Genomic DNA, 24,840 nt, shown 5'->3' on the forward strand with positions numbered 1-24,840 from the left:
GAAGCATCGTAGGGTCCGGCGGCGCTCAGCCGTAGGTGTCGCGAGGCCCTCGGGCTCCCCGGATGCTGCGCCGGCCGTGCTTCCAGGAGGGGACGTCGGGGCCCAGCACGGTGATGCGGACCACCGTGCCCTGCCCGAGCTGCTCGTTCAGACGCGCCACCAGCTGCGGGGCCATGGTGCGCAGCGACGTGGCCCACGCCGTGGAGTCCGCCCGCACGGTGAGCACCCCGTCGGCGTAGCCCTCGGGCCGGGAGTGCTCGGCGTTCACCGGACCGACCAGCGCGGGCCAGCGTCCCAGCAGCAGGTGCAGGTTGACCGTGGTCGACCAGCCCTGCCGTTCGAGCAGCGCCTCGAGGGCCTCGCCGATGAGCTGCGGGTCCCGGGCGTCCTTGCCGGCGCCGGAGGACTGCACCCCGCCGGGAGCGTCGCGACGGCGGCGGCGGCGCCGAGCGGCCCCGGCGCCCCGGCCCGCGGCGCGGAGCTGGCGGCTGATGCTGCGGGCGACGTCGAGGCCGGTGTCGTCGTGCTCGACCGGCGGGACCGCGGCCCCGGCCTCCTCCGGCGTCGGGGTGCCCGGCTCGTCTTCACCGGGGCGCTGCGGATCAGCCACCGGGCGTCACCTCCCCCGCAGCCACGTCGAAGCGCTGCCCGCGCAGCACCGGCGGCACCTCCGAGCCGACCGCGGCGGTCACCAGCACCTGCTCGGCGTCGGCGACCCCGGCGGCCAGCCGCTCGCGGCGGGTGGCGTCGAGCTCGGCGAAGACGTCGTCGAGGATCAGCACCGGGAAGACGTCCTCGCTGCGCAGCAGGGCCATCGCCCCCAGCCGCAGCGACAGCGCCAGCGACCAGGACTCGCCGTGGGAGGCGTAGCCCTTGGCCGGCAGCGGGCCGAGACCGAGCACCACGTCGTCGCGGTGGGGACCGACCAGGGTCAGCCCGCGCTGCAGCTCGTCGGACCGCCGTCGCGCCAGCTCGGCCAGGATCCGCTGCTCGAGCTCGTCCCGTCCGGGGATCTCCTGCTCGCCCGGCTCGGGCGTGGCGTCCTCGGCCCCGGGCAGCAGCGCGCTGCGGTAGCGGGCGGTGGCCGTGTTGTTGGTGGGGGCGATGTCGGCGTACCAGGTCGCGGTGTGCGGCACGAGCTCTGCCAGCGTGCGCATCCGGGCGTGGACGACCTCCGCGCCCAGCCGGGCCAGGTTGTCGTCCCACACCTCGAGGGTGGCGGCCGCGTCCTCGCCGCCGGCCGGCCCCCGGGAGCGTCCGGCGAGCGACTTCAGCAGGGTGGTGCGCTGCCGCAGCACCCGGTCGTAGTCGGCCCGCACCCCGGCCATCCGGGGCCAGCGGCTGATCACCAGCGCGTCGAGGAAGGCCCGCCGCTCCGACGGGTCGCCCTTCACCACGGCCAGGTCCTCGGGGCTGAACACCACGGTCCGCAGCGCCCCCAGCAGCTCGCGCGGGCTCCGCAGCGGCGCCCGGTTGAGCCGGGCGCGGTTGGCCCGCCCCGCGGTGATCTCGATCTCGAGCACCAGCGCCCGGTCGTCGTCCAGCCCGGCCCGCACCCTGGCCCTGGCGACGGCGCGCTCGGCCCCGGCGCGGATCAGCGGGGCGTCGGAGGACACCCGGTGCGAGGAGAGGGTGGACAGGTACTCCACCGCCTCGACCAGGTTGGTCTTGCCCTGCCCGTTGGCGCCGACGAAGGTCGTCACGCCGGCCGTCAGGGCGAGGTCGACCTCCCGGTAGGAGCGGAAGTCGGCCAGGCTCAGGTGGTCGACGAACACCTCGGCCCCTCCCCCGGCCGGGCAACCGGCCCGGTCACACCTTGCTGACGCCCTGCGCGCCCGGGCCGGTCTCGCTGGTGTCGCTGCGGGTGTCGGGGTCCTCGCCGGCGTGCTCGGCCATCGTGGCGTGACCGCCGAACTGGTTGCGCATCGCGGCGACCATCTTCATCGCCGGGGAGTCGTCCTGGCGGGAGGCGAAGCGGGCGAACAGCGAGGCGGAGATGGCCGGGGCCGGCACGGCGAGGTCGATGGCGGCCTCGACCGTCCAGCGGCCCTCGCCGGAGTCCTCGGCGTAGCCGCGGATGCCCTCGAGGTTGGGGTCCTTCGCCAGCGCCAGGCAGGCCAGGTCCAGCAGCCAGGAACGGATCACCGTGCCCTCGCGCCAGGACTCGAACACGGCCGGGACGTCGGTGACCTCGCCGGAGGCGGCCAGCAGCTCCCAGCCCTCGGCGTAGGCCTGCATGATCGCGTACTCGATGCCGTTGTGGACCATCTTGGCGAAGTGCCCCGCGCCCACCTCGCCCGCGTGCACGAAGCCGTACTCCCCCGGCGGCTTGAGGGCGTCGAAGACGGGCTGCACCTTGGCCACGTCCTCCACCGAGCCGCCGCACATCAGCGCGTAGCCGTTCTCCAGCCCCCAGACACCGCCGGAGACCCCGCAGTCGACGTAGCCGATGCCCTTGGCGCCCAGCAGGTCGGCGTGGTGGTGGTCGTTGATCCACTTGGAGTTGCCGCCGTCGACGACCACGTCGCCCTCGTCCAGCAGACCGGCGAGCTCCTGCACGACCGGGCTCACGAACTTGGCGGGGACCATCACCCACACCACCCGCGGCGACTCGGTGAGCTGCTCGACCAGGGCCGGGAGGTCGGCGACGTCGGAGATCTCGGGGTTGGTGTCGTAGCCCACCACCGTGTGGCCGGCGCGACGCACCCGCTCGCGCATGTTGCCGCCCATCTTCCCCAGTCCGATGAGTCCCAGTTGCATGTCGCGTCCCTTTCGGTCGGTGCGGGGCGCACCCGGTCGGTGCTGCCGTCGAGGGGTTACCCCGATCAGCGTGAGGCGGGCAGCCGCATCAGCATGATGACGTGGCGGTAGTCGGTCATCGGCTCGCCGTCCAGCTCGGCCAGCCCGGTCAGCAGGCAGGGCTTGCCCGGGGCGGTGAACGCGAAGTCGACGAACGGGGCGTCCAGCGCGCCGAGGGCGTCCAGCAGGTAGTTCGGGTTGAAGCCGGCGGCCTCCAGCGACGGCTCGGCCGCACCGTGCAGGTCGACGGTGGCGGCCAGCGCCTCCGAGGCCTGCGCCTGGTCGCCGGTGGCCGCCTCGAGGGTGATGGTGCCGTCGCCGATCAGCATCCGCAGCGGGGTGTTGCGCTCGGCGACCAGGGCGACGCGCTTGGCCGCGTCGATGATCTCCGCCGTGGCGCCGCGGACGGTCAGCTGGGGCTGGATGCTCATCAGGTGCCGCACCTTGGGGAACTCCCCGTCGAGCAGCCGGGTGGTGGTCTCGCGCTGACCGCCGGAGCCGGTGCCCTGGAAGCCGATCAGGCCGTCGCCCTGGGAGGCGCCGGAGAGGCTGATCGACACGCTCTCACCGGCCGTCATCGACCGTGCCGTGTCGGCCAGCACCTTGGCCGGCACCAGCGCCGCCCCGCTGCTGGAGGGGGAGGCCGGGGACCAGGTGAGCTCCTTGAGCGCCATCCGGTAGCGGTCGGTCGCCAGCAGCGAGATGGTCTCGCCATCGATCTCCATCCGGACACCGGTGAAGACCGGCAGCAGCTCGTCGCGGCCGGCGGCCACCACGACCTGCGACACCGCGCGGGCGAACTCGTCGCTGGCGACCGTGCCGGTCTGCTCCGGCATGGTCGGCAGCGCCGGGTAGTCCGCCACCGGCAGCGTCTGCAGGGTGAACCGGGCGCTGCCGCAGGTGAGCTCCATCCGGGAGTCGTCGGTGCTGATGTCGACCGGCTTGTTGGGCAGCGAGCGGCAGATGTCGGAGAGCAGGCGCCCCGAGACCAGCACCTGGCCCTCGTCGCTGACCTGGGCCCGGGCGTGGACCTGGGTGGAGGTCTCGTAGTCGAAGCTGGACAGCACGACGGCCTCGTCGGAGGTGCGGATCAGCAGGCCGGCCAGGATCGGGACGCTCGGCCGCGTCGGCAGGCTGCGTGCAGCCCACTGGACGGCCTCGGCGAGAACGTCGCGTTCCAGTCGAATCTTCACCAGTCCTCCTCGCGCGGCGCGGCCGCGTCGATCGTAGTCCTCGACGGCCCCGGTCGGCCCGGTCCGTGGGCGCCGCTGCGGCGAGGCAGTGCTGGAACTCTAGCGATCCGCCGACCGCGTCGGCCACCGCCCGACGGGCCCCGTCCTCGGACGTGCGACATCCACAGCTCGGGCCCGGATGACTTCGAACGGATCAGGACATGTGTCAGTACGTCGTAGTCATCACCGGTGTGGAATCTGTGGACAACACCCGTCCGCGCTCGTCAGCGGCCTTTCGGGGCCGTGGACCGCCCTGGGGACGACCCAGAACTACACGGGGAGTAGTTGTGCTTCGGCTACGCACCGCGGGAGACCCGTCCCCAGCGCGCACCGCCGGCCTGGGCATTTCTCCCCAGTTTTCCACAGGTGTGCACACAGCTGTGGGTAAGACTTCCACCCGTGCAATTCGGTCCAGTACGGCACTGGTCTGTCATTCCACCGGTACCACTGGTCCGGTGCGACGCGGACCCGCGGGCCGACCGTGGGTGGGCAGCACGAGCGCCGCCACCGGCGGGACCCGTGGCGGTGAGGAGGCTGTCCGGTGAGGAGACGGGGCGGTGAGGGAGGCGGTGCGATGAGGAGGCGGGGCGATGAGGAGGCGGGGCCGAGGCGGGGCGTGCGGCCCCGCTCAGCGGGAGGAGGCCTGCTTGATCCGGTTCGTCACCTCGGTGACGTGGTTGTAGGTCGAGCGACGCTCGGACATCTGGGTGCGGATCTTGCGCTCGGCGTGCATCACCGTGGTGTGGTCGCGGCCGAAGGCCTGGCCGATCTTGGGCAACGACATGTCGGTCAGCTCGCGGCACAGGTACATCGCGATCTGACGGGCCTGGACGAGCTGCTGGGTGCGCGAGGCGCCGCAGACGTCGTCGACGGTCAGGTCGAAGTAGGCGGCCGTGGTGGCGATGATCGTCTGCAGCGAGATCTCGGCCTCACCGCCGGGCGGGATGAGATCCTTGAGGACCTCCTCGGCCAGCTCCATGGTGACCGGCTGGCGGTTGAGGCTGGCGAAGGCGGTGACCCGGATGAGGGCGCCCTCGAGCTCGCGGATGTTGGTCTGGATCCGGCTGCCGATGAACTCCAGCACGTCGGGGGTCGCCGTCAGCCGCTCCTGGGACGCCTTCTTGCGCAGGATGGCGATGCGCGTCTCCAGGTCCGGCGGCTGCACGTCGGTGAGCAGACCCATCTCGAACCGGCTGCGCAGCCGCGGCTCGAGGGCCTCCAGCGCCTTGGGCGGGCGGTCGGAGGTCATCACGATCTGCTTCTGCGCGTTGTGGAGGGTGTTGAAGGTGTGGAAGAACTCCTCCTGGGTCTGGATCTTGCTCTCCAGGAACTGGATGTCGTCGATCAGCAGCACGTCGACGTCGCGGTAGCGGCGGCGGAACTCCGCGGTGCGGTTCTCCGAGATCGCGTTGATGAAGTCGTTGGTGAGCTCCTCGGTGGAGACGTAGCGCACCCGGACGCGCTCGAAGTAGTTGCGCACGTAGTGGCCCAGTGCGTGGAGCAGGTGCGTCTTCCCCAGACCGGAGTCGCCGTAGATCAGCAGCGGGTTGTAGGCCTTGCCGGGCGCCTCGGCCACGGCCACCGCGGCGGCGTGGGCGAAGCGGTTGGAGGACCCGATGACGAAGCTCTCGAAGGTGTACTGCGGGTTCAGCCGGCTCTGCGTCCCCGGCGAGGCGGCGCCGGCGTGCTGGGGCACCGGCTCGCGGGCCACGAAGGCCGGAGCCGGGTCGCGGGGGGCCGGGCTGGCGTAGCTGGTGGCGTCGTCGGGGTCCTCGCCGCGGCGGCCGGGCACCGGGTCGGCCTCGGGTGCCGCCGGCGGGAGCTCCTCCAGCCGCGGGTCGACCGTCAGCGCCAGCTGGGTCGGGTGGGCGTAGTGCTCGGAGAGGCGTTCCTCGATGCCCAGGCGGTGCTTCAGCTCGATCTGGTTGCGGGTGAAGTCGTTGGGGACGGCGACGACCAGGGTGGAGCCGTGCATGGTGAGGGGCTGGGTGGCGCGCAGCCAGGGCCGGGCCTCGACCGGTGCGGTGCTGACCACGTGGCGCCAGGCCGAGGCCAGCGGGTCAGCCGCTCCGAGAGGATCCGGGGAGGGCTCGCTCAACAGGACTCCCCAGGCTCGTCTGTGCCCGACGGGGCACGGCTACTACGGTCGTGTCAGTGGTCCACACAGTTGTCCACAGGGTGTGGGTAAACACCCGGCGGGTCTCGGAGGACCGGGACGGCACCGGCGGGCAGCCGGTTGCTGACCCGGGGAACCTAACAACGGGCGGGTGCCTTGGCAACCCTGTGGACAGCGGTCGAACCCGTCGACGGCGTGTCGACTGGACAGCGGCCTCGCAGCCGTCCCGGCTGGTCCGCGGATTTTGACCGTCCCCGGCCGCCCGCGTATCGTGGGCAGGTCGCTGAGCCGGCGCCGCTGTGGCGTGTGCCCGGAAACGGGCGGCAATGACCTCTGCAGATCGACCACTTGGGAGCTCGTCCAATGAGCAAGCGCACGTTCCAGCCGAGCAACCGGCGTCGCAGCCGTACCCACGGCTTCCGTCTCCGGATGCGTACCCGCGCCGGCCGCGCCATCCTGGCCGCGCGCCGCCGCAAGGGCCGCGCGCAGCTCTCCTCCTGACCCGTCGTGCTGCCGGCTCCGCACCGGATGCGGTCGTCGGGCGAGTTCGCCCGCACGATCCGCGCTGGTGTGCGGGCCGGCCGCCCCAGCCTGGTGGTGCACGCCAGGCTCGACGACCAGGCCACCGGCTCCCCCGTCAGGGTGGGTTTCGTGGTCTCCAAGGCGGTCGGTGACGCCGTCTCCCGCAACCGGGTGAAGCGACGGCTGCGCCACCTGGTGGCCGGCGAGCTCGACACGCTGCCGGCCGACTGCCGCCTGGTGGTCCGGGCGCTGCCCGCGGCCTCCGGTGAGCCCGCGCGGCTCGCGGGCGACCTCTCGGACGCGCTCGGCCGGGTCCGGCGACGTCTCGGGAGCGCCTCGTGAGGTACGTGCTGATCGCACTGCTCAAGATCTACCGACTGGTGGTGAGCCCGCTGTACGGCCAGGTCTGCCGCTACCACCCCAGCTGCTCGGCCTACGCGCTGGAGGCCGTCACCGTGCACGGCTCGCTGCGCGGCTCTGGTCTCGCCCTGCGTCGCCTCGCACGCTGCCACCCGTGGGCCCTGGGCGGGTACGATCCCGTACCAGGGACGGCGGCGGCCCGGGAGTGGCAGGCCGAGCAGGAGGAACGGGCCCGGACCCCGGCAGGAGCCCCCTGCCCTCCGCCAGCTCGCAACCTGATCGGTGAGCCGGTCGACACAGAACCCGTCGCGGCCGCCGTGGTCACGACTGCCCCATCCGCAGAGGTCTCCCGCGAGGCCCGGACACGAGGTGTGAATTGCTAGAGGGACTGCTCGGGACGCTGGTGCCGCTGCTGACGCCGCTGAGCGTGTGGTCGGCCATCGGCGACTTCTTCAACATGCTGATGTCGCCGCTGCACTGGGCGGTGTCGGGCCTGCTGGTGCTCTTCCACGCCCTGTGGTCGCCGCTGCTGGGGGCGGACTCCGGGTGGACCTGGACGCTGTCGATCGTCTGCCTCACCGTGGTCGTGCGGATCCTGACCATCCCGCTGTTCGTCAAGCAGATCAAGTCCTCCCGCAACATGCAGCTCGTGCAGCCCAAGATGCGCGAGCTGCAGAAGAAGTACGGCCACGACCGGGAGCGCCTGGGCCAGGAGACGATGAAGCTCTACCGGGAGGAGGGCGTCAACCCGATGGCGTCCTGCCTGCCGCTGCTGCTGCAGATGCCGATCTTCTTCGCGCTCTTCCAGGTGCTCAACGGGGCTGCCCGCGGCACCATCGTCTCCGGCGCCAGCTGGCTCGAGCGCGACCCGATCCTGGTCCCCTCGCTGCGTGACTCCACGATCTTCGGCGCGCGGATCTCCGACACCTTCCTGGGCTCCGACCTCTGGGAGGTCAAGGTCATCACGGTGGTGCTGATCCTGCTGATGACGGCCACCATGTTCTTCACCCAGCTGCAGCTGATGCGCAAGAACATGCCCAAGGAGGCCCTCGAGGGCCCCTTCGCCCAGCAGCAGAAGATCATGCTCTACATCTTCCCGGTGGTCTTCGCCGTCGGCGGCGTGAACTTCCCCGTCGGCGTGCTGATCTACTGGCTGACCTCGAACCTGTGGACGATGGGCCAGCAGTTCTACATCATCCGCCGCAACCCGGCTCCCGGCACCGAGGCCTACGAGCTCTGGGAGCAGCGCCAGCGCGCCAAGGGCAAGGACCCCGAGACCCTGGCCGCGAAGCAGGCCGACAAGGCACGCGAGGACAAGGGCCTCCCGGCCCAGGCCGCCACCGCCAGCACGGGGGTGCAGCGCCAGACCGTGCAGCGGCAGCAGCCGCGCCGGCAGACCCGTGCCCAGCGGGGCGGCAAGACGCGGTCGTAGCAGCTACCGCACCGCCGTCGACCGGCGACCCGACCCCGGAGCGCCCGACGCTCCCCAGCCGATGCAGGAAGTGAGCCCGAATGAGTGACGACCTGACCCAGGAGCGTGGCACCGACGCCGAGCCGCTGGAGGTCGCGGACGCCGTGGCCCCCGACCAGGCGGACGGCGAGGACAGCGACGCCCCCACGGACCCGCTGGACCTCGAGGGCGAGGTGGCCGCGGACTACCTGGAGGAGCTGCTCGACATCGCCGACCTGGACGGCGACATCGACACCTTCACCGAGGGCGGGCGCGCCCACGTCTCAGTGGTCACCGAGGCCGACGTGCTGGTCGGGCGCGACGGCGAGGTGCTCGACGCCCTGCAGGAGCTGTGCCGCCTGGCTGTGATGACCGAGACCGGGCGCCGCAGCCGGCTGATGCTCGACATCGCCGGGCACCGCGAGCGCCGGCGCAAGGAGCTCCGCGACCTGGCCAGCGACGCCGTGCAGGAGGTCAAGCAGACCGGTGAGTCGCTGCGCCTGGCGCCGATGAACCCGTTCGAGCGCAAGATCGTGCACGACGCCGTGGCCGAGGCCGGCCTGGGCAGCGAGTCCGAGGGCGAGGAGCCCCAGCGCCGCGTCGTGGTCCTGCCCGCCTGACCGTGGCCGAGCCCACGCCGCCGCAGCAGGAGGGCGTCCCCGAACCGGTACCTGCGGAGGTCGGTGCCGTCTTCGGGGAGCAGCGCGACGTAGCGGCTCGATATGTCGATATATTGAGAAGTCGTGGTGTCGAGTGGGGTCTGCTCGGTCCTCGTGAGCCGGGCCGGCTCTGGTCGCGCCACGTGCTGAACTCCGCGGCCGTCGCCTCGCTCTTCCCGTTGGGCGCCCACGTCGTGGACGTCGGCAGTGGGGCCGGCCTGCCGGGCATCCCGCTGGCGCTGGCCCGGCCCGACCTCGGCATGACGCTGCTCGAGCCGCTCCAGCGACGGGCGGAGTTCCTGCAGCTCGCGGTGGACGAGCTGGAGCTGGAGGAGCGCGTCCGGGTGGTCCGAGCCCGCGCGGAGGACCACGACGAGGTGTACGACGTGGTGACGGGGCGTGCCGTCGGCGCGCTCTCCAAGATGGTCCCCTGGTGCGAGCCGCTGGTGGCCGACGACGGGCAGATGATCCTGCTCAAGGGCGCCTCGGCCGAGGACGAGGTCCGGGCGGCCCAGAAGCTGCTCTCCCGGGCGCGGCTCTCGGCGGAGGTACTGTCGGTGCGTGCCCACCCCAGCAGCGAGCCGACGACGGCGGTACGTCTCCGCCGGCGCTGAGGTCGCGTCGCTGGGGCTGCTGCTGGTCCTCATCACCGGTTGCACGGTGGTGGATGGTGTGCCCGGCTCACGTGTGGGGTCGATGGTGGCCCGGTGGTCGGTCCCCCAGGTCGCCCAGGCCGAGCTGCAGGCAGTCGTGCCGCCCGGACCGGGTGAGGTCCTCAGCCCCGCCCGGCGCGACGAGCTGCTGGCCCGGTTGCCCGAGGCGGGCCTCTCCGCCGACCCGAGCGCGTTCCAGGGACGTCTCCTGGTGGCCCACGGGTACTCGCGCTGCGGCGACGAGCTGCTCCACCGCGACTGGCGCGGCAAGGAGCTGTGGTTCGCCGTGGCCCGGGAGGACGAGGGCCTGGCCTGCGCCGTGTCGCCCTACACGGTCGAGATCTGGGCGGTGGAGCCGGGTGACCTGCGCGCGTCGGCCGACGAGGTGAGGGTGCGCGAAGCGCGCGATCGGTGACACCGCGTGGCGGCCGGACCAGCCGCGGGATCCCGTTAGGCTGAGCCGGTGCCGGCTGCCGTCGGGTACGTCGCCGAGGCTCGGTAGGAGCCTCAGACCGCACCGCCGCTGCTGGTGTTCCACGTGAAACTCGACCGGAACGGGAGCGCCTGTGTCGCCCAACCCCTCCTCCACCCGCACCGAGACGGCGCCTGAGGTGGCGCACGCCCCGCGTCGCGCCGCGATGGACGACGCGGAGGCCGGACCGCCCCCGCTGACGCCCGAGGAGGAGCAGAGCAGCGGTGTTCCACGTGAAACGTACGGGCGCCAGCTCCCGAAGCCGGACCGTCCGCGCACCGTCGTCATCGCCAACCAGAAGGGCGGCGTCGGCAAGACCACCACGGCGGTGAACCTGGCGGCCGCACTGGCGCTGGGCGGGCTGGAGGTCCTGCTCATCGACCTGGATCCGCAGGGGAACGCCTCCACCGCTCTGGGTGTCGACCACCATTCCGGCGTGGGTGGCACCTACGAGGTCCTCATCGACGGGGACCCGATCAGCCGCCACGTGGTGGCCTCCCCGGAGGCGCCCCACCTGCACGTGCTGCCGGCCACCATCGACCTGGCGGGGGCCGAGATCGAGCTGGTCTCTATCGCGTCGCGTGAGAACCGGCTCAAGCAGGCCCTGACGGCGTACCGCGAGCAGAACGCGGTGGACTACGTGATCCTGGACTGCCCTCCCTCGCTGGGCCTGCTCACCGTGAACGCGCTGGTGGCAGCCGAGGAGATCCTCATCCCGATCCAGTGCGAGTACTACGCCCTCGAGGGGGTGTCCCAGCTCATGCGCACCATCGAGATGGTGAAGGGCGGGCTGAACAACCGGCTGCGGCTCAGCACCATCGTGCTGACCATGTTCGACGGGCGAACCCGGCTGGCCAGCCAGGTGGCGGACGAGGTCCGCGCGCACTTTCCACGTGAAACACTGCCCACCCTCATCCCCCGGTCGGTCCGCATCTCCGAGGCGCCCAGCTACGGCCAGACCGTGCTGTCGTACCAACCCAGCTCGGTGGGCGCCATCGCCTACCTCAACGCGGCCGCAGACATCGCCGCACGCGGCGCGGAAGGAGCGTACTGATGGCCACGGCAGAGCGCAGAGGGCTGGGACGAGGTCTCGGTGAGCTGTTCCAGCGCACGGAGACCCCAGAACCAGCGGTGGCGCCACCCGACGGCGGTGAGCCGGCACGCGAGCGGAGCGGGAACGCCGTCAGCGCCCCCGCGACGCCGGAGGCACCGTCCGAGTCCTACGTCCCCGTCCCGGCCGGCTCCCGGTTCGTCGAGCTCCCCCTGGACGCGATCACGCCGAACCCGCGCCAGCCGCGGACGGAGTTCGACGACGACGCCCTCGGGGAGCTCGTCGGCTCCATCCTCGAGGTCGGGCTGCTGCAGCCGGTGGTGGTCCGCCCGCTCGGGGACGACCGCTACGAGCTGGTCATGGGCGAGCGGCGCTGGCGGGCGTCCCGCCAGGCGGGTCTGGAGCGCATCCCCGCCATCGTGCGGCGGACCGAGGACCACGACCTGCTCCGGGACGCCCTGCTGGAGAACCTGCACCGCGCCCAGCTGAACCCCCTGGAGGAGGCGGCTGCGTACCAGCAGATGCTGGAGGACTTCGGCTGCACCCAGGAGGAGCTGTCTCGGCGCATCCACCGCTCACGACCGCAGATCTCCAACACCATCCGGCTGCTGCGGCTGCCGTCGAGCGTCCAGCGGCGTGTCGCGGCCGGCGTGCTGAGCGCCGGGCACGCCCGGGCGATCCTGATGGTCCCGGACGCCGCCGGGCAGGAGCGGCTCGCTCAGCGGATCGTCGCGGAGGGGCTGTCGGTGCGCTCGGCCGAGGAGCTGGCCGCCATGGGGGAGCAGGGCCAGGAGCCGCCGCCGCGCCGCCGCCGGCCTCGGGAGCTCCCCGAGGGAGCCACCCGCGTCTCGGAGGTCCTGACCGACCGGCTGGACACCCGGGTGCGGGTCGAGGGCAGCGCACGGCGGGGTCGTATCGTGATCGACTTCGCCTCCGCCGAGGACCTGGACCGCATCGCCTCGCTGCTCGGAGTAGCTAGAGAGATCTAACTACTTGTCGACTTAGCGACTGGTCGGTTTGGTCACTCCCGGATGGGACTGGGCGCGTCCTCGGAGGCGGTGCTGGCCAGGCGGCCCTGCACGTCCTTGGTGGCGAATCGCTCGGCGACGAAGGACAGGAACGGCACGGTGCCGGCGAGGGCGATCAGCAGCAGCCAGCGCCACGGCCACTTCACGCGGCGGCTGAGGTCGAAGGCGGTGATCAGCAGCAGCATGTACAGCCAGCCGTGGGGCACGCCGGTGGCGGTCACCACCCAGTCGTCGCCGCCCAGGTACTTCAGCGGCAGCCCGACGCAGACGAGCACCACGAGCAGCACCCCGACGATCCAGGCCATCACCCGGTAGCGCGTCAGCGCGCCTCGTACCCCTCGGACGTCCATGCCCAGCTCCCGTTCGACCTAGTTCGACCTCGGTCGACCCTATCCGAGCTCCCAAGACAAATATGTCGATATGACGTCAAGACGCTTCGTCAATACGTACCGGGGCGGGAAGCGTGACGGAGGCGGGCGCCAGCTGTGGCATGCCGGCCAGCTGGGCGGCCAGGACGAGCGCCCCGAGCACCGGCCGGGTGCTCAGGTGCAGCCGGTGCCCGGCCTCGACCAGAGCCCGCGAGACCCCGTCGCGGACCGGCCCGTCGGCGGTCAGCACGCCGCCGGCGAGCACCACGTCCAACCCGGGGGCGCCGTCGGCCACCACCGCGAAGGAGCCGAGCAACCGCTCGACGGCCGCCTCGACGACACCGGCTGCCACCGGGTCCCCGGCGTCGGCCGCCGACACCACCGCGGGCACCAGCGCGGCCGTCCGCCCGACGGTCAGCGCGGCCGCCGCCCGCACCCAGTCCTGGCGGACGTCCCCGGTCACGGCGCGGACGTCGAGCGGCCCGGCCAGCGTCTCGGTCAGCCGGGTCGGGGCCCCGCGGCCGTCCAGCGCGGCGACGGCGGCCCGCAGCGCCGCCGCGCCGATCCAGTAGCCGGAGCCCTCGTCACCCAGCCGCCACCCGAGACCGTCGCACCGGCGGGTCAGGCGTCCGTCCCGGTACCGCCCCGCCACCGCCCCGGTGCCGCTGAGCAGCAGCACGCCGTCGCCCGCGGGCGCCGCGGCCAGGAACGCGATGTCCAGGTCGGTGCGCACGTCCAGCGGCGCGACCACCCCCACCTGGGCCAGGTCGCCGGCCACCCGCTCGGCGACCTCGGACCCCGCCGCCGACCCGGCACCGGCGATACCGGCGGCCACCGCGACCACCCGCGCCGGGTCCGCGCCGGCGAGGGCGGTGGTGACGGCCTGGCGGAGGTAGGCCGACACGTCACCGGCGGAGCTGCGGTGGTTCCCGCCGGCGGCCGTGGCGTGGCCGAGCGCCTGACCGGCGGCGTCGAGGACGGCCGCCTTCGTCGACGTGCCACCCACGTCGAGGCCGATCAGCAGCGGGGCGGGGTTCGGGTCGCTCACGGGGGCAAGCCTGCCGTACCGTCCGGCAGACTGGGCGGACCCCAGAGGTCGTCCTCGTACCCCGTCAGCCAGCCGAAGGAGCACGATGCCCTCCACCCACCCCCTCCTCACCCGCGCGGCCCGGGGCGTGCTGCTGGGGAGCTTCCCCGGCACCACGCTGCCCGACTGGCTGGTCGAGGCCGTCCGCGGTGGGCTGGGCGGGGTGGTGCTGTTCGGGGAGAACGTGCCCGACCTCGTCACCGCACGTCGCCTCTGCCAGGAGCTCCACGCGTTGAGCCCGGAGCTGGTGGTGATGATCGACGAGGAGGGCGGGGACGTCACCCGGCTGCAGGCGGCCGAGGGTTCCGGGCTGCCGGGCAACGCCGCTCTCGGCGCGGTCGACGACGTGGATCTCACCCTGCGGGCCGGCCGGGCCCTGGGTGCGCTGCTGCACGCGGTCGGGATCGACGTCGACCTCGGACCCTGTCTGGACGTGGCCAGCGAGCCCTGGAACCCCGTGGTCGGCAGCCGCTCCTTCGGGCCTGACGCCGAGCTGGTGGCCCGGCACGGGGTCGCCACGGTGCGCGGCCTGGCCGCCGGTGGTGCCGGCGCCTGCGGCAAGCACTACCCCGGGCACGGCGCCACGCTGGTCGACTCGCACGTCGGGCTGCCGGTGCTCCACGTCGACCTGGAGCTGCTGCAGCAGCGGGACCTGCTGCCCTTCCGGGCAGCGGTGGCCGCCGGCATGGAGTCGGTGATGACCGCGCACGTGGTGGTGCCCGGGCTGGGGGAGCGGCCGGCCTCGCTGTCGCGCTGGTCCTCGGTGCTGCTGCGCCGGTCCGGGTTCGCCGGTCCGGTGGTGACCGACGCGCTGGGGATGAAGGCGGTCGGGGACGACCTGGGGGAGGCAGCGGTCGCGGCCGTGCGCGCCGGTGCGGACCTGCTGTGCCTGGACGCGCCGCACCAGCGCGACGCCGAGGACATGCTGCACCGCTCCACCGAGGCGCTGGTGGCGGCCGCGGCGGCCGGGGTGGTCGAGGTGGAGGCGCTGCGACGCTCGGCCATGCGCAACCGCGCGCTGGGGGCCCGCTGCGCGCTCCGCCGGGAGCGTCCCCGGCTCGAGCTCGACCGCGCCCGGCAGCAGCTGGCGGAGGTGGGGGCCGAGGCGGCCGACCGCTCGCTGGACGTCCGCGGCGAGGTCCGCACGAGCGGGCCGCTGCAGCTGGTGGACCTGCGCCCCACGCAGAACCTGGCCGCGGGACGCACCACCAGCGCCTTCACCGCCGCGCTGACCGGCCGCGCGCAGGCGTCCGGGCGCGGAGAGGTGCCGACGGTGCCCGCCACCGACGTGGATCCCGGGCGGGCCGTGGTGGTGCTGGTCCGCGAGCCCCACCCCGAGCGGCCGGAGGGACGGGCGCTGGCCGAGCTGGTGGGCCGGCGTCCGGACGCCGTGGTGGTCCACACCGGTGTGGCCGCCACCGCTCCCGACGTCCCGCACCGCGTGCTCTGCCACGGGGTGGGGCGGGCCAACGCCGAGGCGGTCAGCCGGCGGGTGGTGGGCTGAGCCGCTGCGCTCGCTCCGACGGGGTGGAGGTCGTGGCGACCACCCCGGGCGAGCCCGGTCAGACCATGCGGCTCCCGTCCGTCATCAGGGCAGGAGGTCCAACTGCGGACGACATCGACGTCGGGCGGTGAGACCATCGACATCATTTCCCACGGAGGGAGCAGGACGTTGAAGGTGCACGTCGATGACTGACGAACGCAGGATCAACGCCCTTCTTCAAGCAGGCCTGGACGACTGGATCTCGCTCCACGACGTCGTCTGGGAAGCGATGGAAGGTGATGACTCCGATGAGAGCCGGCGGAGGACGATCCGGCTCCTCGGTCAGCTGTTCGACGACGGTCTCGCGGTTCCGGGAGATCTGGGCGCATCAGGGTTCGAGGACTGGCCGGGTACACCTGGGACGTGGCTCCACCGGGCGTGGGCTGAGCTCGAGCGGCTCGGGTGGAACCCGATGGGCGCCGGGTTCTGGCTACGGCTGACCGAGCTCGGCGAGCGCGAGGCTCGAGAGAGAGGCCTGGAGTAGTCGGGGACACGTGGGCGTCGCATCAGGTCGCCCGGCCACTCGGCACCGAACCGAGCCACTCCGTCCACGGGTGTCACCACCAGCTCCACCCCCGGGAGCACGTCACCAGAGGACGGCGATCCCGGCGTTGAACAGGGTGAGGGCGCCGACGAGCCAGAACACCCCGGCTGGCATTGGCGACCCCTTACGGGCCCGGCTGCTGCTGATCCCGATCAGCGCGCCGATCACCACCAGCACGACCAGCTTGATGCCGATCTTGGTGTAGTTCAGGTCGCCGTCCAGGCCCCACGGCGCAGCGAGGGCCAGGCCCGCGACGGCGGCGACCAGCAGGCCGAGGTTCATCACCCGCGTCGCCTGGTACCGGCGGGCGGCGGCCTCGACCACCCACGCCCCGAAGAGGACGGCGAAGCCCACGAGGTGCAGCAGCACGACGACGTTCCGGAGGGTCTGCAGGAGTTCCACGCCGGGCACTGTACTGAACCCTGCCCGTGTCCCGCGGTCGACGAAGGGGCGGGCCCGTCGCCGCCGCCCGGCTAGTCGTCGGCAGCCGACCGGCCGGCAGCGGCGGGCTCCACCGGTCCGGCCGGGGCGTGCAGCACCTCCCGGGCCTGCTCGGCCGCGGCGAGGATGCTGGCGCTCATCAGGTCGAGGAACCGCGCGATGTTCTCCAGCCGGGCCGCGGCCGGCGTGTGCGGGCCGAGCACGGCGACCCCGTGCCGGGCGGTCTCGGCCAACTGGTCGTTGGCGCGGGCGCTGGCGATCGTCGACTGGTACCAGACGTCGTTGTCGGCGGTGTAGCGCTCACGGCGCCCGCCGCCGCGCTCGCGACGGACGAGCCCCTGGCCCTCGAGGAAGGCGATCGCCTTCGAGACGGAGGCCGGGCTCGTCCCCAGGCGCGCGACCAGCTCGGCGGCGGTGACGCTACCCGCGTCGGTGGTGAACAGGCAGGCCAGCACCCGGGCCGGCGTCCTCGGCAGCCCCGAGGCCATCAGCCCGGTCGTGAGCACCGCCTCGAACTCCGCCACCGCTGCGGCGTCGCGCCCGGCTGGCACCGGCGCCGGCTGACCGGCACCCCGGGGCGCGGGTCGACGGGCGCGGGCGCGGCGCTCCGTGGCGCGCTGGGCGAGGTCGGCGCGGTAGCCGGCCGGGCCGCCGTTGCGGGTCACCTCCCGGGTGACGGTGGAGGTGGGACGGCCCAGCCGTCGGGCGATCTCGGCGTAGGACAGGTCGTCGGCCAGCCCCGAGGCGATGTGCTGGCGCTCCTGCCGGGTGAGCCTGCCGGCTGGCACTCGCAACCCCCTCGCTGATGACGTCGGTCCCGGGGACGATAACGCCCCGGCCCGTCCGGCCGCAACGGACTGTGCTGGCAGCCATTGCGTTATGCGATGGTCCCGCGCACCGATATCTGGACTCTGACTACGGGTGACACATTGCCGCGCGGCGAACGCTGTTGCCGATGTGCGAAACGCTCCGTAGCGTTTCCGGCATTGGAAACACGGCTGCCAGGCCGGCCACCCACCACTCCGAGCAGGGGAGGACCCCATGACGAACCGCGACACGACCCCGCCCAGCACGACCACCGCGCCCTGGCGGGGGATGGTCCCGGTCGAGGACACCGCCCTGGCGGTGACGGACACCGGCGGCCCGGGCACCCCCGTGCTCTACCTCAACGGCCAGTTCGCCACGCAGGGCTACTGGCGTCGGGTCGTCGCCGACCTGGGCCCGGGCTGGCGGCACATCACCTACGACGAGCGCGCCCGCGGGCGGCGGTCGGGGCGCTCGGCCGACTACTCCTTCGAGGCAGCCGTCCGCGACGTCGACGCCGTCCTCGCCGCCCGCGGCGTGGACCGGGCGCTGCTGGTCGGCTGGTCCTACGGCGCGGTCGTCGCGGCGCACTGGGCGCACCGCAACCCGTCCCGGACGCTCGGGGCCGTGCTCGTGGACGGCGCCTTCCCCCACGACTGGCTCGACGAGGCGATGGCGCAGCGGATCCGCACGCTGTTCCGGCGGCTGTACCCGCTGACGGTGCTGGTGCGACCCACCGGGATCACCCCGCGCATGAGCGCCGCGCAGCAGGCCGAGAGCAACATCGAGCTGGGCCGCCTCTCCCGCGAGCGCGAGCTGGCCCCGGTGCTGGACGCCATCACCGTGCCCGTCCGCTACGTGGTGGCCTCGGGGACTTCCCTGGGGAGCCGGGGCGACGAGCAGGAGCAGATCCGCGCCAGCCTGGAGGCGGTGACGGTCCGCAACCCGCAGATCCGGGTCAGCGCCAAGGTGCCCAGCAACCACGGCGCCATCCTCAAGAAGGACTTCCGCGCGGTCGCCGCCGCCGTGCGGGAGGTCAGCCCAGCAGCAGCGTGACCACCAGGGCGACCGGCAGGCAGGCCATCGTGGTGACCGCGATGACCTCGCGGGCCACGGCCTCGCCGGTGCGGTAGCGGGTGGAGAGCAGGAAGATGTTCTGCGCGCTCGGCAGGGCGGCGGTCATCACCACACCCAGCAGCACCGGCCCCGTCAGCCCCAGCGCGGAGGCCACCCCCCAGGCCACCACCGGCTGCAGGACCAGCTTGAGCCCGGTGGCCAGCCCCACCTCGCGGTTGTGCCCGGAGCGGCCGGGCGGCGGGTTGAGGCGCAGCGAGACGCCGTAGCTGAGCAGCATCGCCGGGATGGCGAAGCCGCTCAGCAGCGTCAGCGGGGCCTCCACCACCTGCGGCAGCCGCCACCCGGTGGCCGCCAGCAGCACGCCGACGGCGGAGGCGACGGTCAGCGGGTTGGTGACCATCCGGCGCCAGGGCGAGCGCCGGCGCGGCGCCGGAGCCTCGGCGTCGGCAGGGCGCTCCCGGCCCCGCGCGGCGAGGTGGTCGAGCAGCACCAGGCTGGCCGGCTGGACCAGCAGCAGCTGCACCAGCAGCGTCGGCACCACCACCGCCGGGTCGCCCACGATGAACCCGGCCACGGCCACACCGAGGTTCCCGGCGTTGACGTAGCCCGAGGTGAGCGCCCCGATCAGCGTCTCGCCCGCTCCGCGCCGCCACACCAGCCCGGCCACCAGCGCGTAGGTGCCGCTGGAGACCAGCAGCGAGACGGCCGAGGCGGCCAGGTTCGCGGTCAGCTCCGCGTCGAGCTCCACCCGGCTGATGGTGAGCAGCATCAGCGCCGGCAGGGCGAGCAAGAACGACACGTCGGCGATCACCCGCAGCCCGCGGGCGTCCAGCACCTTCAGGTGGGCCAGCAGCGTCCCGGCCAGGACGACGGCGACGACCGTGGCGAAGCCGGTGAGGACACCGGCCATCAGTCGCTCACCGGTGCCGCAGCCGCGCGTGCTCCGGCCGGATCTCCTCGACGCGGGTCACGCCGAGCAGCGACATGGTGCGCTCCATCTCGGAGGTGAGGATCTCCAGCACCCGGTCGACGCCGCGCTGGCCGCCGACCATCAGCCCGTAGAGGTAGGGGCGCCCGATCAGCACCCCCTGCGCACCGAGGGCCAGGGCGGCCACCACGTCGGCACCGCTGCGGACCCCGGAGTCGATGTAGACCTCGGCCCGGCCGGCGACCGCGTCGACCACCTGCGGCAGCAGCTCCAGCGGCACCGGGGAGCGGTCGAGCTGGCGGCCGCCGTGGTTGGACAGCACGATCGCGTCGGCGCCGGCCTCCACCGAGGCCACGGCGTCGGCGAGGGAGAGCACGCCCTTGACCACCACCGGCCCGCCCCACTGCTCCTTGATGCTGGCCACGTCGGCCGGGCGCAGCCGCTGCTCGCGGTGGGCGTTGGACATGCCCCACAGCCCGTACGGCGAGCCCTTGGGGAAGGTGGCGAAGCGCAGCGGCTCGGTGGTCAGGATGTTGGCGACCCACCCGGGGTGCGTGGCCATGTCGGCGAAGGTCCGCAGGGTGAGCTGCGGCGGGATGGCGAAGCCGTTGAGCAGGTCCTTGCGCTTCAGCCCGGTCACCGTGGTGTCGATGGTGATCATCACGGCCTCGTAGCCAACCTCGCGGGCCTCGGCCATGTGCTGGTTGGTGACCGCGCGGTCGCGCATCACGTAGAACTGGAACCAGTTCCGCCCGGTGGGCGCCGCGTCGGCCACGTCGCCGATCGAGGTGGTGCCGTAGGTGGAGAGCGTGTACGGCAGCCCGGCGTAGGCGGCCGAGGCCGCCACCGCCCGCTCGCCGGTGTGGTGGCTGAGCCGGCTGTAGCCGGTCGGGGCCAGCACGATCGGGGCGGCCGCCGGGCGGCCCAGCAGGGTGGTGCTGGTGTCGGGGTCGCCCACCGCGTCCCAGGCGGTGGGGCGGAACTCCACGTCGGCGAAGGCCGCCCGGTTGCGGGCCATCGACACCTCCGACTCCGCGCCGCTGTGGACGTAGTCGAACACCGCCCGGGGCACCCGGCGGCGGGCCAGCTGCTCGACGTCGTCCACCGTGACGCAGCGGGCCAGCCGGCGCTCGACCGCGTCGGCGTGCCAGGGCCGGGTCTTGATGAAGGGCTCGAGGTCCTGCCACCGGGGCAGCCGCCGGGGCGGCGCGGGGATGGCCGGCGAGCGGCGCGGCGGCGGCGCCGGGGTGGGCGCGGTGGGCACGTCGCCGGCCAGCGGGACGCCGGTCGGAGGGATCGGGGCGTCGGGCGGGGTCGGGGCTGACACTCTTGCTCGCCTCCTACTTATCGGATAAGTTCTGCGCTCATCATACGAGTGGTCCGACCCGACGGGATACCCATGTCCGACTCCATCGCCTCCCTCACCCTGTCCTCGGTCGTGCTCCCGCTGGAGACGCCGGTCAGCGACGCCAAGGTGCTCACCGGTCGGCAGCGGCCGCTGACCGAGGTGGTGCTGCTCTTCGTCGAGGTGACCACCGCCGACGGCCTGCAGGGCACCGGTTTCAGCTACTCCAAGCGGGCCGGCGGTCCCTCGCAGTACGCCCACCTGCGTGAGATCGCCGAGGTGGCACTGGGCCAGGACCCCTCCGACATCGCCAAGATCTACGACAGCCTGCTCTGGGCCGGCGCCTCCGTCGGGCGCTCGGGCGTGGCCACCCAGGCGATCGCCGCCCTCGACGTGGCCCTCTACGACCTCAAGGCGCGCCGCGCCGGCCTGCCGCTGGCCAAGCTGCTGGGGGCGCACCGCGACTCCTGCCGGGTCTACAACACCTCCGGCGGCTTCCTGCAGGCCTCGGTGGCCGAGATCATGGAGAAGGCCACCGCCTCGCTGGAGGCCGGCATCGGCGGCATCAAGATCAAGGTCGGCCAGCCGGACTGGCGCACCGACCTGGAGCGGGTGGCCGCGGTCCGCGAGCACCTGGGCGCCACGCCGATGATGGTCGACGCCAACCAGCAGTGGGACCGCGCCCGCGCCCGCCGGATGTGCCGTGAGCTGGAGGCCTTCGACCTGGTGTGGATCGAGGAGCCGCTGGACGCCTGGGACGCCACCGGGCACGCCGACCTGAGCCGCACCTTCGACACCCCGATCGCCACCGGCGAGATGCTGACCTCGGTGCCGGAGCACATGGCGCTGCTCGACGCCGGCTACCGCGGCATCGTGCAGCCCGACGCCCCCCGCATCGGCGGCATCACGCCCTTCCTGAAGTTCGCCACGCTGGCCGCCCACGCCGGGCTGGCGCTGGCCCCGCACTACGCCATGGAGATCCACCTGCACCTGGCCGCGGCGTACCCGACCGAGCCGTGGGTGGAGCACTTCGAGTGGCTCAACCCGCTGTTCGAGGAGCGGGTGGACATCCGCGACGGCCGGATGTGGCTGCCCGAGCGTCCCGGGCTCGGCTTCACGCTCAGCCCGCGGATGCGCGAGCTGACTGTGGAGACGGCGCACTTCGGGGCGCCCCGGAGGTGACGACCACGCTGGCCCAGCGGGTGGTCGCCGGCATCAAGGAGCAGATCCTGGCCGGCGAGCTGGCCCCGGGAGCCAGGCTGCCCTCGGAGGCGGCGCTGATGGAGGCCTACGGGGTGTCGCGGACGGTGGCCCGCGAGGCGGTCTCGCGGCTGCAGGCCGAGGGGCTGGTGGAGACCTTCCAGGGACGCGGCTCCTTCGTGCTCGCGGTCCCCGAGCCGTCCCCCTTCACGCTGGAGGCCTCGGCGCTGCGGACCTCGGCCGACGTGCTGGACATGATCGACTTCCGCCTCGGGGTGGAGTGCGAGGCGGCCGCGCTCGCCGCGCGCCGGCTGTCGCCCGCGACCCGGCAGGCGGTGGAGGCGGCGCTGGCCGCCCTCGACGACGACGCCCCCGAGCACGCGGTGGAGGCCGACTTCGCCTTCCACCGCGCGGTCACCGCCGCCAGCCAGAACCGGTTCTTCGTGGACCTGCTCGACTCGCTGGGTCCGATGATGATCATGCTGCCCCGCACCCGGGTAGGGGAGGAGCACTCGCCCAGCGAGGCCGTCCACGCCGAGCGGCTGCGTCGTGAGCACGAGGCGATCGCCGCCGCCGTCCTCGCAGGCGACGCCGACGGCGCCCGCGCCGCCATGCGCGTCCACCTGGCCAGCAGCCGACGCCGCCTCAGCCCCGGCTGACCGGCCCCGGCTGACCCCGCTGACCGGCTCGGCTGACCCCGCCCACCCTGCCCGCGTGTATGTCGTCGCGGTCACGCCCGGCGCGTCGCGGCGTGTCGCGGTGTCCCGGCCCCACGACGTACACGATCCCCGGGCACGTTCGCGGAGCCACGGCTCACCAGCGCAGCGTGTTGGGGGTGAAGTCGGGCTGGATGCTCTGCATGTAGGCGGTGTCGGCCCGGCCGCGGATGCCGCAGGACAGGTACTGCTCGTGCAGCCGTCCCAGGGCGTCGCGGTCCAGCTCCACCCCCAGGCCCGCCCCGGTCGGCACCGGCACCGCGCCGTCGACGAACTCCAGCACCCCGGGGACGACCACGTCCTCGGTCTTCCACGGGTAGTGCGTGTCGCAGGCGTAGGTCAGGTTGGGCGTCGCGGCGGCCAGGTGCGTCATGGCGGCCAGGCTGACCCCCAGGTGGGAGTTGCTGTGCATCGACAGCCCCATCCCGAAGGTGTCGCAGATCCCGGCCAGCAGGGTGGAGCGCCGCAACCCGCCCCACAGGTGGTGGTCGGAGAGGATGACGTCGACCGCGCCCTCGCGCACCGCCGGCGGGACGTGCTCGAAGGCGATCACGCACATGTTGGTGGCCAGCGGCAGGCCGGTGCCCGCCCGGACCCGGGCCATGCCCTCGATGCCCAGCGTCGGGTCCTCCAGGTACTCGAGCACACCGCCCAGCCGCTCGGCGACCCGCAGCGAGGTCTCCACGGTCCAGCCGCAGTTCGGGTCCAGCCGCAGCGGGACCCCGGGGAAGGCCTCGGCCAGCGCCTCGACCGCCTCGCACTCCTGCTCCGGCGGCAGCACCCCGCCCTTGAGCTTCAGGGAGCCGAAGCCCCAGCCCTCGACCATCCGGCGGGCCTGCGCCACGACCTGCTCCGGCGTCAGCGCCTCACCCCACTCGTCGGCGTCCTGGCCGGGGTGGGCGGCCCACTTGTAGAACAGGTAGCCGCTGAACGGCACGCGGTCGCGGACGGCGCCTCCCAGCAGGTCGGCGACCGGACGTCCGGTCTCGCGGCCCTGCAGGTCGAGGCAGGCCACCTCGAAGGGGGAGAACACCTGGTCGACCGCGGAGTCGATGGCCAGCATCCCGCCCACGCTGTCCGAGCCACCGCCGGTCTCGCGGCCCAGCGTCTCGACCACCACCCGGCGCAGCCCGTGCAGGTCGTAGGGGTCGTGCCCTCCCAGCGCGTCGCCGACGGCCCGCAGCCGCTCCAGGTGCAGCTCGCCGGCGTAGGTCTCGCCGAGCCCGAGGCTGCCGGCGTCGGTGTGCACCTCGACCACCGCCCGCAGGGCGTAGGGCTGGTGGACGCCGACCACGTTCAGCAGCGGCGGGTCGGCGAAGGCGACCGGGGTCACCTCGACCCGCGAGATCCGGGAGGTCATCGCGCGCTCCACTCCTTCGTGACGGACGGCGTCGACCGGTCGGCCGCGTGCTGGCGACGCTACGAGGGTGGCCGATGCCTGTCCAACGTCGATACGGCATCACCGGATACCTTCCGGGCATGAGCATCACCCTCAACCAGGTCCGCTGCTTCATCGCCGTGGCCGAGGAGCTGCACTTCGGCCGGGCCGCCGAGCGGCTGCAGATGACCCAGCCGCCGTTGTCGCGGCAGGTGCAGAAGCTGGAGCGCGGGGTGGGCGCGCGGCTGCTCGAGCGGGACAGCCGGGGGGTGGCGCTGACCCCGGCCGGGGCCGCCTTCCTCGACGACGCCTACCGCATGCTGGCCACCGTCGAGGCCTCCGTCGCCCACGCCCGGCGGGTCGAGGGCGGGTCGAGCGGGACGGTCCACCTCGGCTTCACCGCCGTGTCGGCGATCGGCGTCCTCGGCCCGCTGCTCGCGCTGCTGGACCGCGAGCTCCCCGACGTCGAGGTCGTTCTGCACGAGCGGGTCACCGGGGCGCAGGTGGAGGGGCTGCGGCGCGGCGAGCTCGACCTCGGGCTGGCCCGGCCGCCCTTCGACACCGGCACCGTGTCGTCGGCCGTGGTGGTGCGCGAGCCGCTGCTCGCCGCCGTCCCCGCGGGGCACCCGCTCGCGTCGGCGCAGGGGCCGCTGCGTCCGGAGGACTTCGACGGCCAGCCGGTCATCGGCTACCACCCGGCGCAGGCCCGCTACTTCCACGAGCTGTCCGTGCGGTTCCTGCTCAACAGCCAGGCCCGCACCGAGCAGCACGTCCAGCAGGTGCTGACCGCGCTGCTGCTGGTGGCGGCCGGGCAGGGCGTGGCCTTCGTGCCGGCCAGCGCGGCGGCGCTCGGCGTCGCCGGGGTCGTGCACCGGCCGCTGGTGGACCTGGCCGCGACCTCCGCCACCGGCGACCCGGCGCGTCCGGTGGAGCTGCACGCGATCTGGCCGCGCGACGGGCTGACCCCGCTGCGGCGGCGGGTGCTGGACCTGGTGCGGCAGGCGGCGGAGGGTGATGCAGTGGGCGCATAGCCCGATGCGGTAGGAGTGTTGGACGGGTATCGCCGT

At 73.3% G+C, this 24,840-nt stretch carries 26 protein-coding genes and 1 pseudogene; 15 read left to right on the forward strand and 12 right to left on the reverse strand.

The window, feature by feature from the left end; translation table 11 throughout:
* Positions 1–25 precede the first annotated feature (25 nt).
* The 5 genes from GC722_RS02635 to dnaA all read right to left on the reverse strand — a co-directional run bounded on the left by GC722_RS02635 (position 26) and on the right by dnaA (position 6,129).
* Positions 26–610, reverse strand: coding sequence for a DUF721 domain-containing protein (locus GC722_RS02635; protein ID WP_331714321.1), 585 nt, complete (start codon positions 608–610; stop codon positions 26–28).
* Positions 603–1,775: a DNA replication/repair protein RecF gene (gene recF / locus GC722_RS02640; protein WP_331714322.1), complete on the reverse strand. Its 1,173-nt coding sequence runs from the start codon at positions 1,773–1,775 to the stop codon at positions 603–605. Before recF ends, GC722_RS02635 begins: the two co-directional genes overlap by 8 nt.
* Before the next feature lie 34 nt (positions 1,776–1,809).
* Positions 1,810–2,760: a phosphogluconate dehydrogenase (NAD(+)-dependent, decarboxylating) gene (gene gnd, locus GC722_RS02645; protein ID WP_156607768.1), complete on the reverse strand. Its 951-nt coding sequence runs from the start codon at positions 2,758–2,760 to the stop codon at positions 1,810–1,812.
* Positions 2,761–2,825: 65 nt separating this feature from the next.
* Positions 2,826–3,992: a DNA polymerase III subunit beta gene (gene dnaN / locus GC722_RS02650; protein ID WP_331714323.1), complete on the reverse strand. Its 1,167-nt coding sequence runs from the start codon at positions 3,990–3,992 to the stop codon at positions 2,826–2,828.
* A 667-nt stretch (positions 3,993–4,659) separates the two neighbouring features.
* Entirely contained in the window at positions 4,660–6,129 is a 1,470-nt protein-coding gene (gene dnaA, locus GC722_RS02655; RefSeq protein ID WP_408609286.1) for a chromosomal replication initiator protein DnaA, read from the reverse strand.
* 381 nt (positions 6,130–6,510) lie between these two features.
* On the opposite strand from dnaA, the gene rpmH reads away from it, so the two are divergent.
* From rpmH to GC722_RS02700, 9 genes are all read left to right on the forward strand, one after another.
* Positions 6,511–6,648, forward strand: coding sequence for a 50S ribosomal protein L34 (gene rpmH, locus GC722_RS02660; protein WP_156607774.1), 138 nt, complete (start codon positions 6,511–6,513; stop codon positions 6,646–6,648).
* A 6-nt stretch (positions 6,649–6,654) separates the two neighbouring features.
* Positions 6,655–7,011 carry a ribonuclease P protein component gene (gene rnpA, locus GC722_RS02665; protein WP_331714324.1) on the forward strand — a complete coding sequence of 119 codons (357 nt, stop codon included), beginning with the start codon at positions 6,655–6,657 and terminating at the stop codon, positions 7,009–7,011.
* 5 nt (positions 7,012–7,016) lie between these two features.
* Positions 7,017–7,412: a membrane protein insertion efficiency factor YidD gene (yidD, locus tag GC722_RS02670; protein WP_331714325.1), complete on the forward strand. Its 396-nt coding sequence runs from the start codon at positions 7,017–7,019 to the stop codon at positions 7,410–7,412.
* Between the two features lie 17 nt (positions 7,413–7,429).
* Positions 7,430–8,461, forward strand: coding sequence for a membrane protein insertase YidC (gene yidC / locus GC722_RS02675; RefSeq protein ID WP_156608722.1), 1,032 nt, complete (start codon positions 7,430–7,432; stop codon positions 8,459–8,461).
* Positions 8,462–8,541: 80 nt separating this feature from the next.
* Complete coding sequence (locus GC722_RS02680) at positions 8,542–9,099, forward strand: Jag family protein (RefSeq protein ID WP_156607776.1); 558 nt, start codon at positions 8,542–8,544, stop codon at positions 9,097–9,099.
* A 2-nt stretch (positions 9,100–9,101) separates the two neighbouring features.
* Entirely contained in the window at positions 9,102–9,752 is a 651-nt protein-coding gene (gene rsmG, locus GC722_RS02685) for a 16S rRNA (guanine(527)-N(7))-methyltransferase RsmG (protein ID WP_331714326.1), read from the forward strand.
* Positions 9,700–10,206 carry a hypothetical protein gene (locus tag GC722_RS02690; protein ID WP_156607780.1) on the forward strand — a complete coding sequence of 169 codons (507 nt, stop codon included), beginning with the start codon at positions 9,700–9,702 and terminating at the stop codon, positions 10,204–10,206. Before rsmG ends, GC722_RS02690 begins: the two co-directional genes overlap by 53 nt.
* 223 nt (positions 10,207–10,429) lie before the next feature.
* Positions 10,430–11,317, forward strand: a complete 888-nt coding sequence (locus GC722_RS02695; RefSeq protein WP_156608724.1) for a ParA family protein — start codon at positions 10,430–10,432, stop codon at positions 11,315–11,317.
* Positions 11,317–12,303 (forward strand): ParB/RepB/Spo0J family partition protein, encoded by a 987-nt coding sequence (locus GC722_RS02700; RefSeq protein ID WP_156607783.1) that lies wholly within the window; start codon positions 11,317–11,319, stop codon positions 12,301–12,303. Before GC722_RS02695 ends, GC722_RS02700 begins: the two co-directional genes overlap by 1 nt.
* 32 nt (positions 12,304–12,335) lie before the next feature.
* On the opposite strand, the pseudogene GC722_RS02705 reads toward GC722_RS02700, so the two are convergent.
* Positions 12,336–12,689: pseudogene (locus GC722_RS02705) on the reverse strand (DUF3817 domain-containing protein); the annotation flags it as partial.
* A 79-nt stretch (positions 12,690–12,768) separates the two neighbouring features.
* Complete coding sequence (locus tag GC722_RS02710; protein ID WP_197429720.1) at positions 12,769–13,758, reverse strand: N-acetylglucosamine kinase; 990 nt, start codon at positions 13,756–13,758, stop codon at positions 12,769–12,771.
* An 85-nt stretch (positions 13,759–13,843) separates the two neighbouring features.
* Here GC722_RS02710 and GC722_RS02715 point away from each other — a divergent pair, with 85 nt between their 5' ends.
* Both GC722_RS02715 and GC722_RS02720 read left to right on the forward strand, forming a co-directional pair.
* A complete protein-coding gene (locus GC722_RS02715; RefSeq protein WP_156607789.1) occupies positions 13,844–15,301 on the forward strand; it encodes a glycoside hydrolase family 3 N-terminal domain-containing protein in 1,458 nt (485 codons plus the stop codon).
* A gap of 184 nt (positions 15,302–15,485) precedes the next feature.
* Entirely contained in the window at positions 15,486–15,824 is a 339-nt protein-coding gene (locus GC722_RS02720; protein WP_156607791.1) for a hypothetical protein, read from the forward strand.
* Between the two features lie 102 nt (positions 15,825–15,926).
* Here the strand turns inward: GC722_RS02720 and GC722_RS02725 are convergent, their stop codons facing one another.
* The gene (locus GC722_RS02725; RefSeq protein ID WP_197429721.1) at positions 15,927–16,286 is read right to left on the reverse strand and encodes a hypothetical protein; all 360 of its coding nucleotides are present in this window, start codon (positions 16,284–16,286) and stop codon (positions 15,927–15,929) included.
* 71 nt (positions 16,287–16,357) lie between these two features.
* On the reverse strand, positions 16,358–17,113 hold the full coding sequence (locus GC722_RS02730; protein ID WP_331714328.1) for a helix-turn-helix domain-containing protein: 756 nt from the start codon (positions 17,111–17,113) through the stop codon (positions 16,358–16,360).
* 253 nt (positions 17,114–17,366) lie between these two features.
* Here GC722_RS02730 and GC722_RS02735 point away from each other — a divergent pair, with 253 nt between their 5' ends.
* Entirely contained in the window at positions 17,367–18,185 is an 819-nt protein-coding gene (locus GC722_RS02735) for an alpha/beta hydrolase (RefSeq protein WP_156607793.1), read from the forward strand.
* Here GC722_RS02735 and GC722_RS02740 read toward each other — a convergent pair.
* Complete coding sequence (locus tag GC722_RS02740) at positions 18,166–19,116, reverse strand: AEC family transporter (RefSeq protein ID WP_156607795.1); 951 nt, start codon at positions 19,114–19,116, stop codon at positions 18,166–18,168. The two genes, GC722_RS02735 and GC722_RS02740, sit on opposite strands and share 20 nt — an antisense overlap.
* A gap of 7 nt (positions 19,117–19,123) precedes the next feature.
* On the reverse strand, positions 19,124–20,461 hold the full coding sequence (locus GC722_RS02745) for an alpha-hydroxy acid oxidase (RefSeq protein WP_331714329.1): 1,338 nt from the start codon (positions 20,459–20,461) through the stop codon (positions 19,124–19,126).
* A 72-nt stretch (positions 20,462–20,533) separates the two neighbouring features.
* Here GC722_RS02745 and GC722_RS02750 point away from each other — a divergent pair, with 72 nt between their 5' ends.
* Positions 20,534–21,661 carry an L-talarate/galactarate dehydratase gene (locus GC722_RS02750; RefSeq protein WP_156607797.1) on the forward strand — a complete coding sequence of 376 codons (1,128 nt, stop codon included), beginning with the start codon at positions 20,534–20,536 and terminating at the stop codon, positions 21,659–21,661.
* Positions 21,658–22,338 carry a FadR/GntR family transcriptional regulator gene (locus tag GC722_RS02755; protein ID WP_331714330.1) on the forward strand — a complete coding sequence of 227 codons (681 nt, stop codon included), beginning with the start codon at positions 21,658–21,660 and terminating at the stop codon, positions 22,336–22,338. Before GC722_RS02750 ends, GC722_RS02755 begins: the two co-directional genes overlap by 4 nt.
* Before the next feature lie 154 nt (positions 22,339–22,492).
* Here GC722_RS02755 and GC722_RS02760 read toward each other — a convergent pair whose 3' ends face one another.
* Positions 22,493–23,755 (reverse strand): glucarate dehydratase family protein, encoded by a 1,263-nt coding sequence (locus tag GC722_RS02760; RefSeq protein ID WP_156607799.1) that lies wholly within the window; start codon positions 23,753–23,755, stop codon positions 22,493–22,495.
* Positions 23,756–23,874: 119 nt separating this feature from the next.
* On the opposite strand from GC722_RS02760, the gene GC722_RS02765 reads away from it, so the two are divergent.
* A complete protein-coding gene (locus GC722_RS02765; RefSeq protein ID WP_156607801.1) occupies positions 23,875–24,804 on the forward strand; it encodes a LysR family transcriptional regulator in 930 nt (309 codons plus the stop codon).
* The last annotated feature ends 36 nt before the right edge of the window (positions 24,805–24,840 follow it).

Source organism: Auraticoccus cholistanensis, assembly GCF_009742705.1.
Classification (GTDB): Bacteria; Actinomycetota; Actinomycetes; order Propionibacteriales; family Propionibacteriaceae; genus Auraticoccus; species Auraticoccus cholistanensis.

Excerpts from the sequence above, each read along its gene's own strand:
- gnd (WP_156607768.1), bottom strand. The coding sequence starts at position 2,760 with ATGCAACTGGGACTCATCGGACTGGGGAAGATGGGCGGCAACATGCGC.
- rpmH (WP_156607774.1), top strand. The coding sequence starts at position 6,511 with ATGAGCAAGCGCACGTTCCAGCCGAGCAACCGGCGTCGCAGCCGTACC.
- GC722_RS02680 (WP_156607776.1), top strand. The coding sequence starts at position 8,542 with ATGAGTGACGACCTGACCCAGGAGCGTGGCACCGACGCCGAGCCGCTG.
- GC722_RS02695 (WP_156608724.1), top strand. The coding sequence starts at position 10,430 with ATGGACGACGCGGAGGCCGGACCGCCCCCGCTGACGCCCGAGGAGGAG.
- GC722_RS02700 (WP_156607783.1), top strand. The coding sequence starts at position 11,317 with ATGGCCACGGCAGAGCGCAGAGGGCTGGGACGAGGTCTCGGTGAGCTG.
- GC722_RS02715 (WP_156607789.1), top strand. The coding sequence starts at position 13,844 with ATGCCCTCCACCCACCCCCTCCTCACCCGCGCGGCCCGGGGCGTGCTG.
- GC722_RS02720 (WP_156607791.1), top strand. The coding sequence starts at position 15,486 with ATGACTGACGAACGCAGGATCAACGCCCTTCTTCAAGCAGGCCTGGAC.
- GC722_RS02735 (WP_156607793.1), top strand. The coding sequence starts at position 17,367 with ATGACGAACCGCGACACGACCCCGCCCAGCACGACCACCGCGCCCTGG.
- GC722_RS02740 (WP_156607795.1), bottom strand. The coding sequence starts at position 19,116 with ATGGCCGGTGTCCTCACCGGCTTCGCCACGGTCGTCGCCGTCGTCCTG.
- GC722_RS02750 (WP_156607797.1), top strand. The coding sequence starts at position 20,534 with ATGTCCGACTCCATCGCCTCCCTCACCCTGTCCTCGGTCGTGCTCCCG.
- GC722_RS02760 (WP_156607799.1), bottom strand. The coding sequence starts at position 23,755 with ATGACCTCCCGGATCTCGCGGGTCGAGGTGACCCCGGTCGCCTTCGCC.
- GC722_RS02765 (WP_156607801.1), top strand. The coding sequence starts at position 23,875 with ATGAGCATCACCCTCAACCAGGTCCGCTGCTTCATCGCCGTGGCCGAG.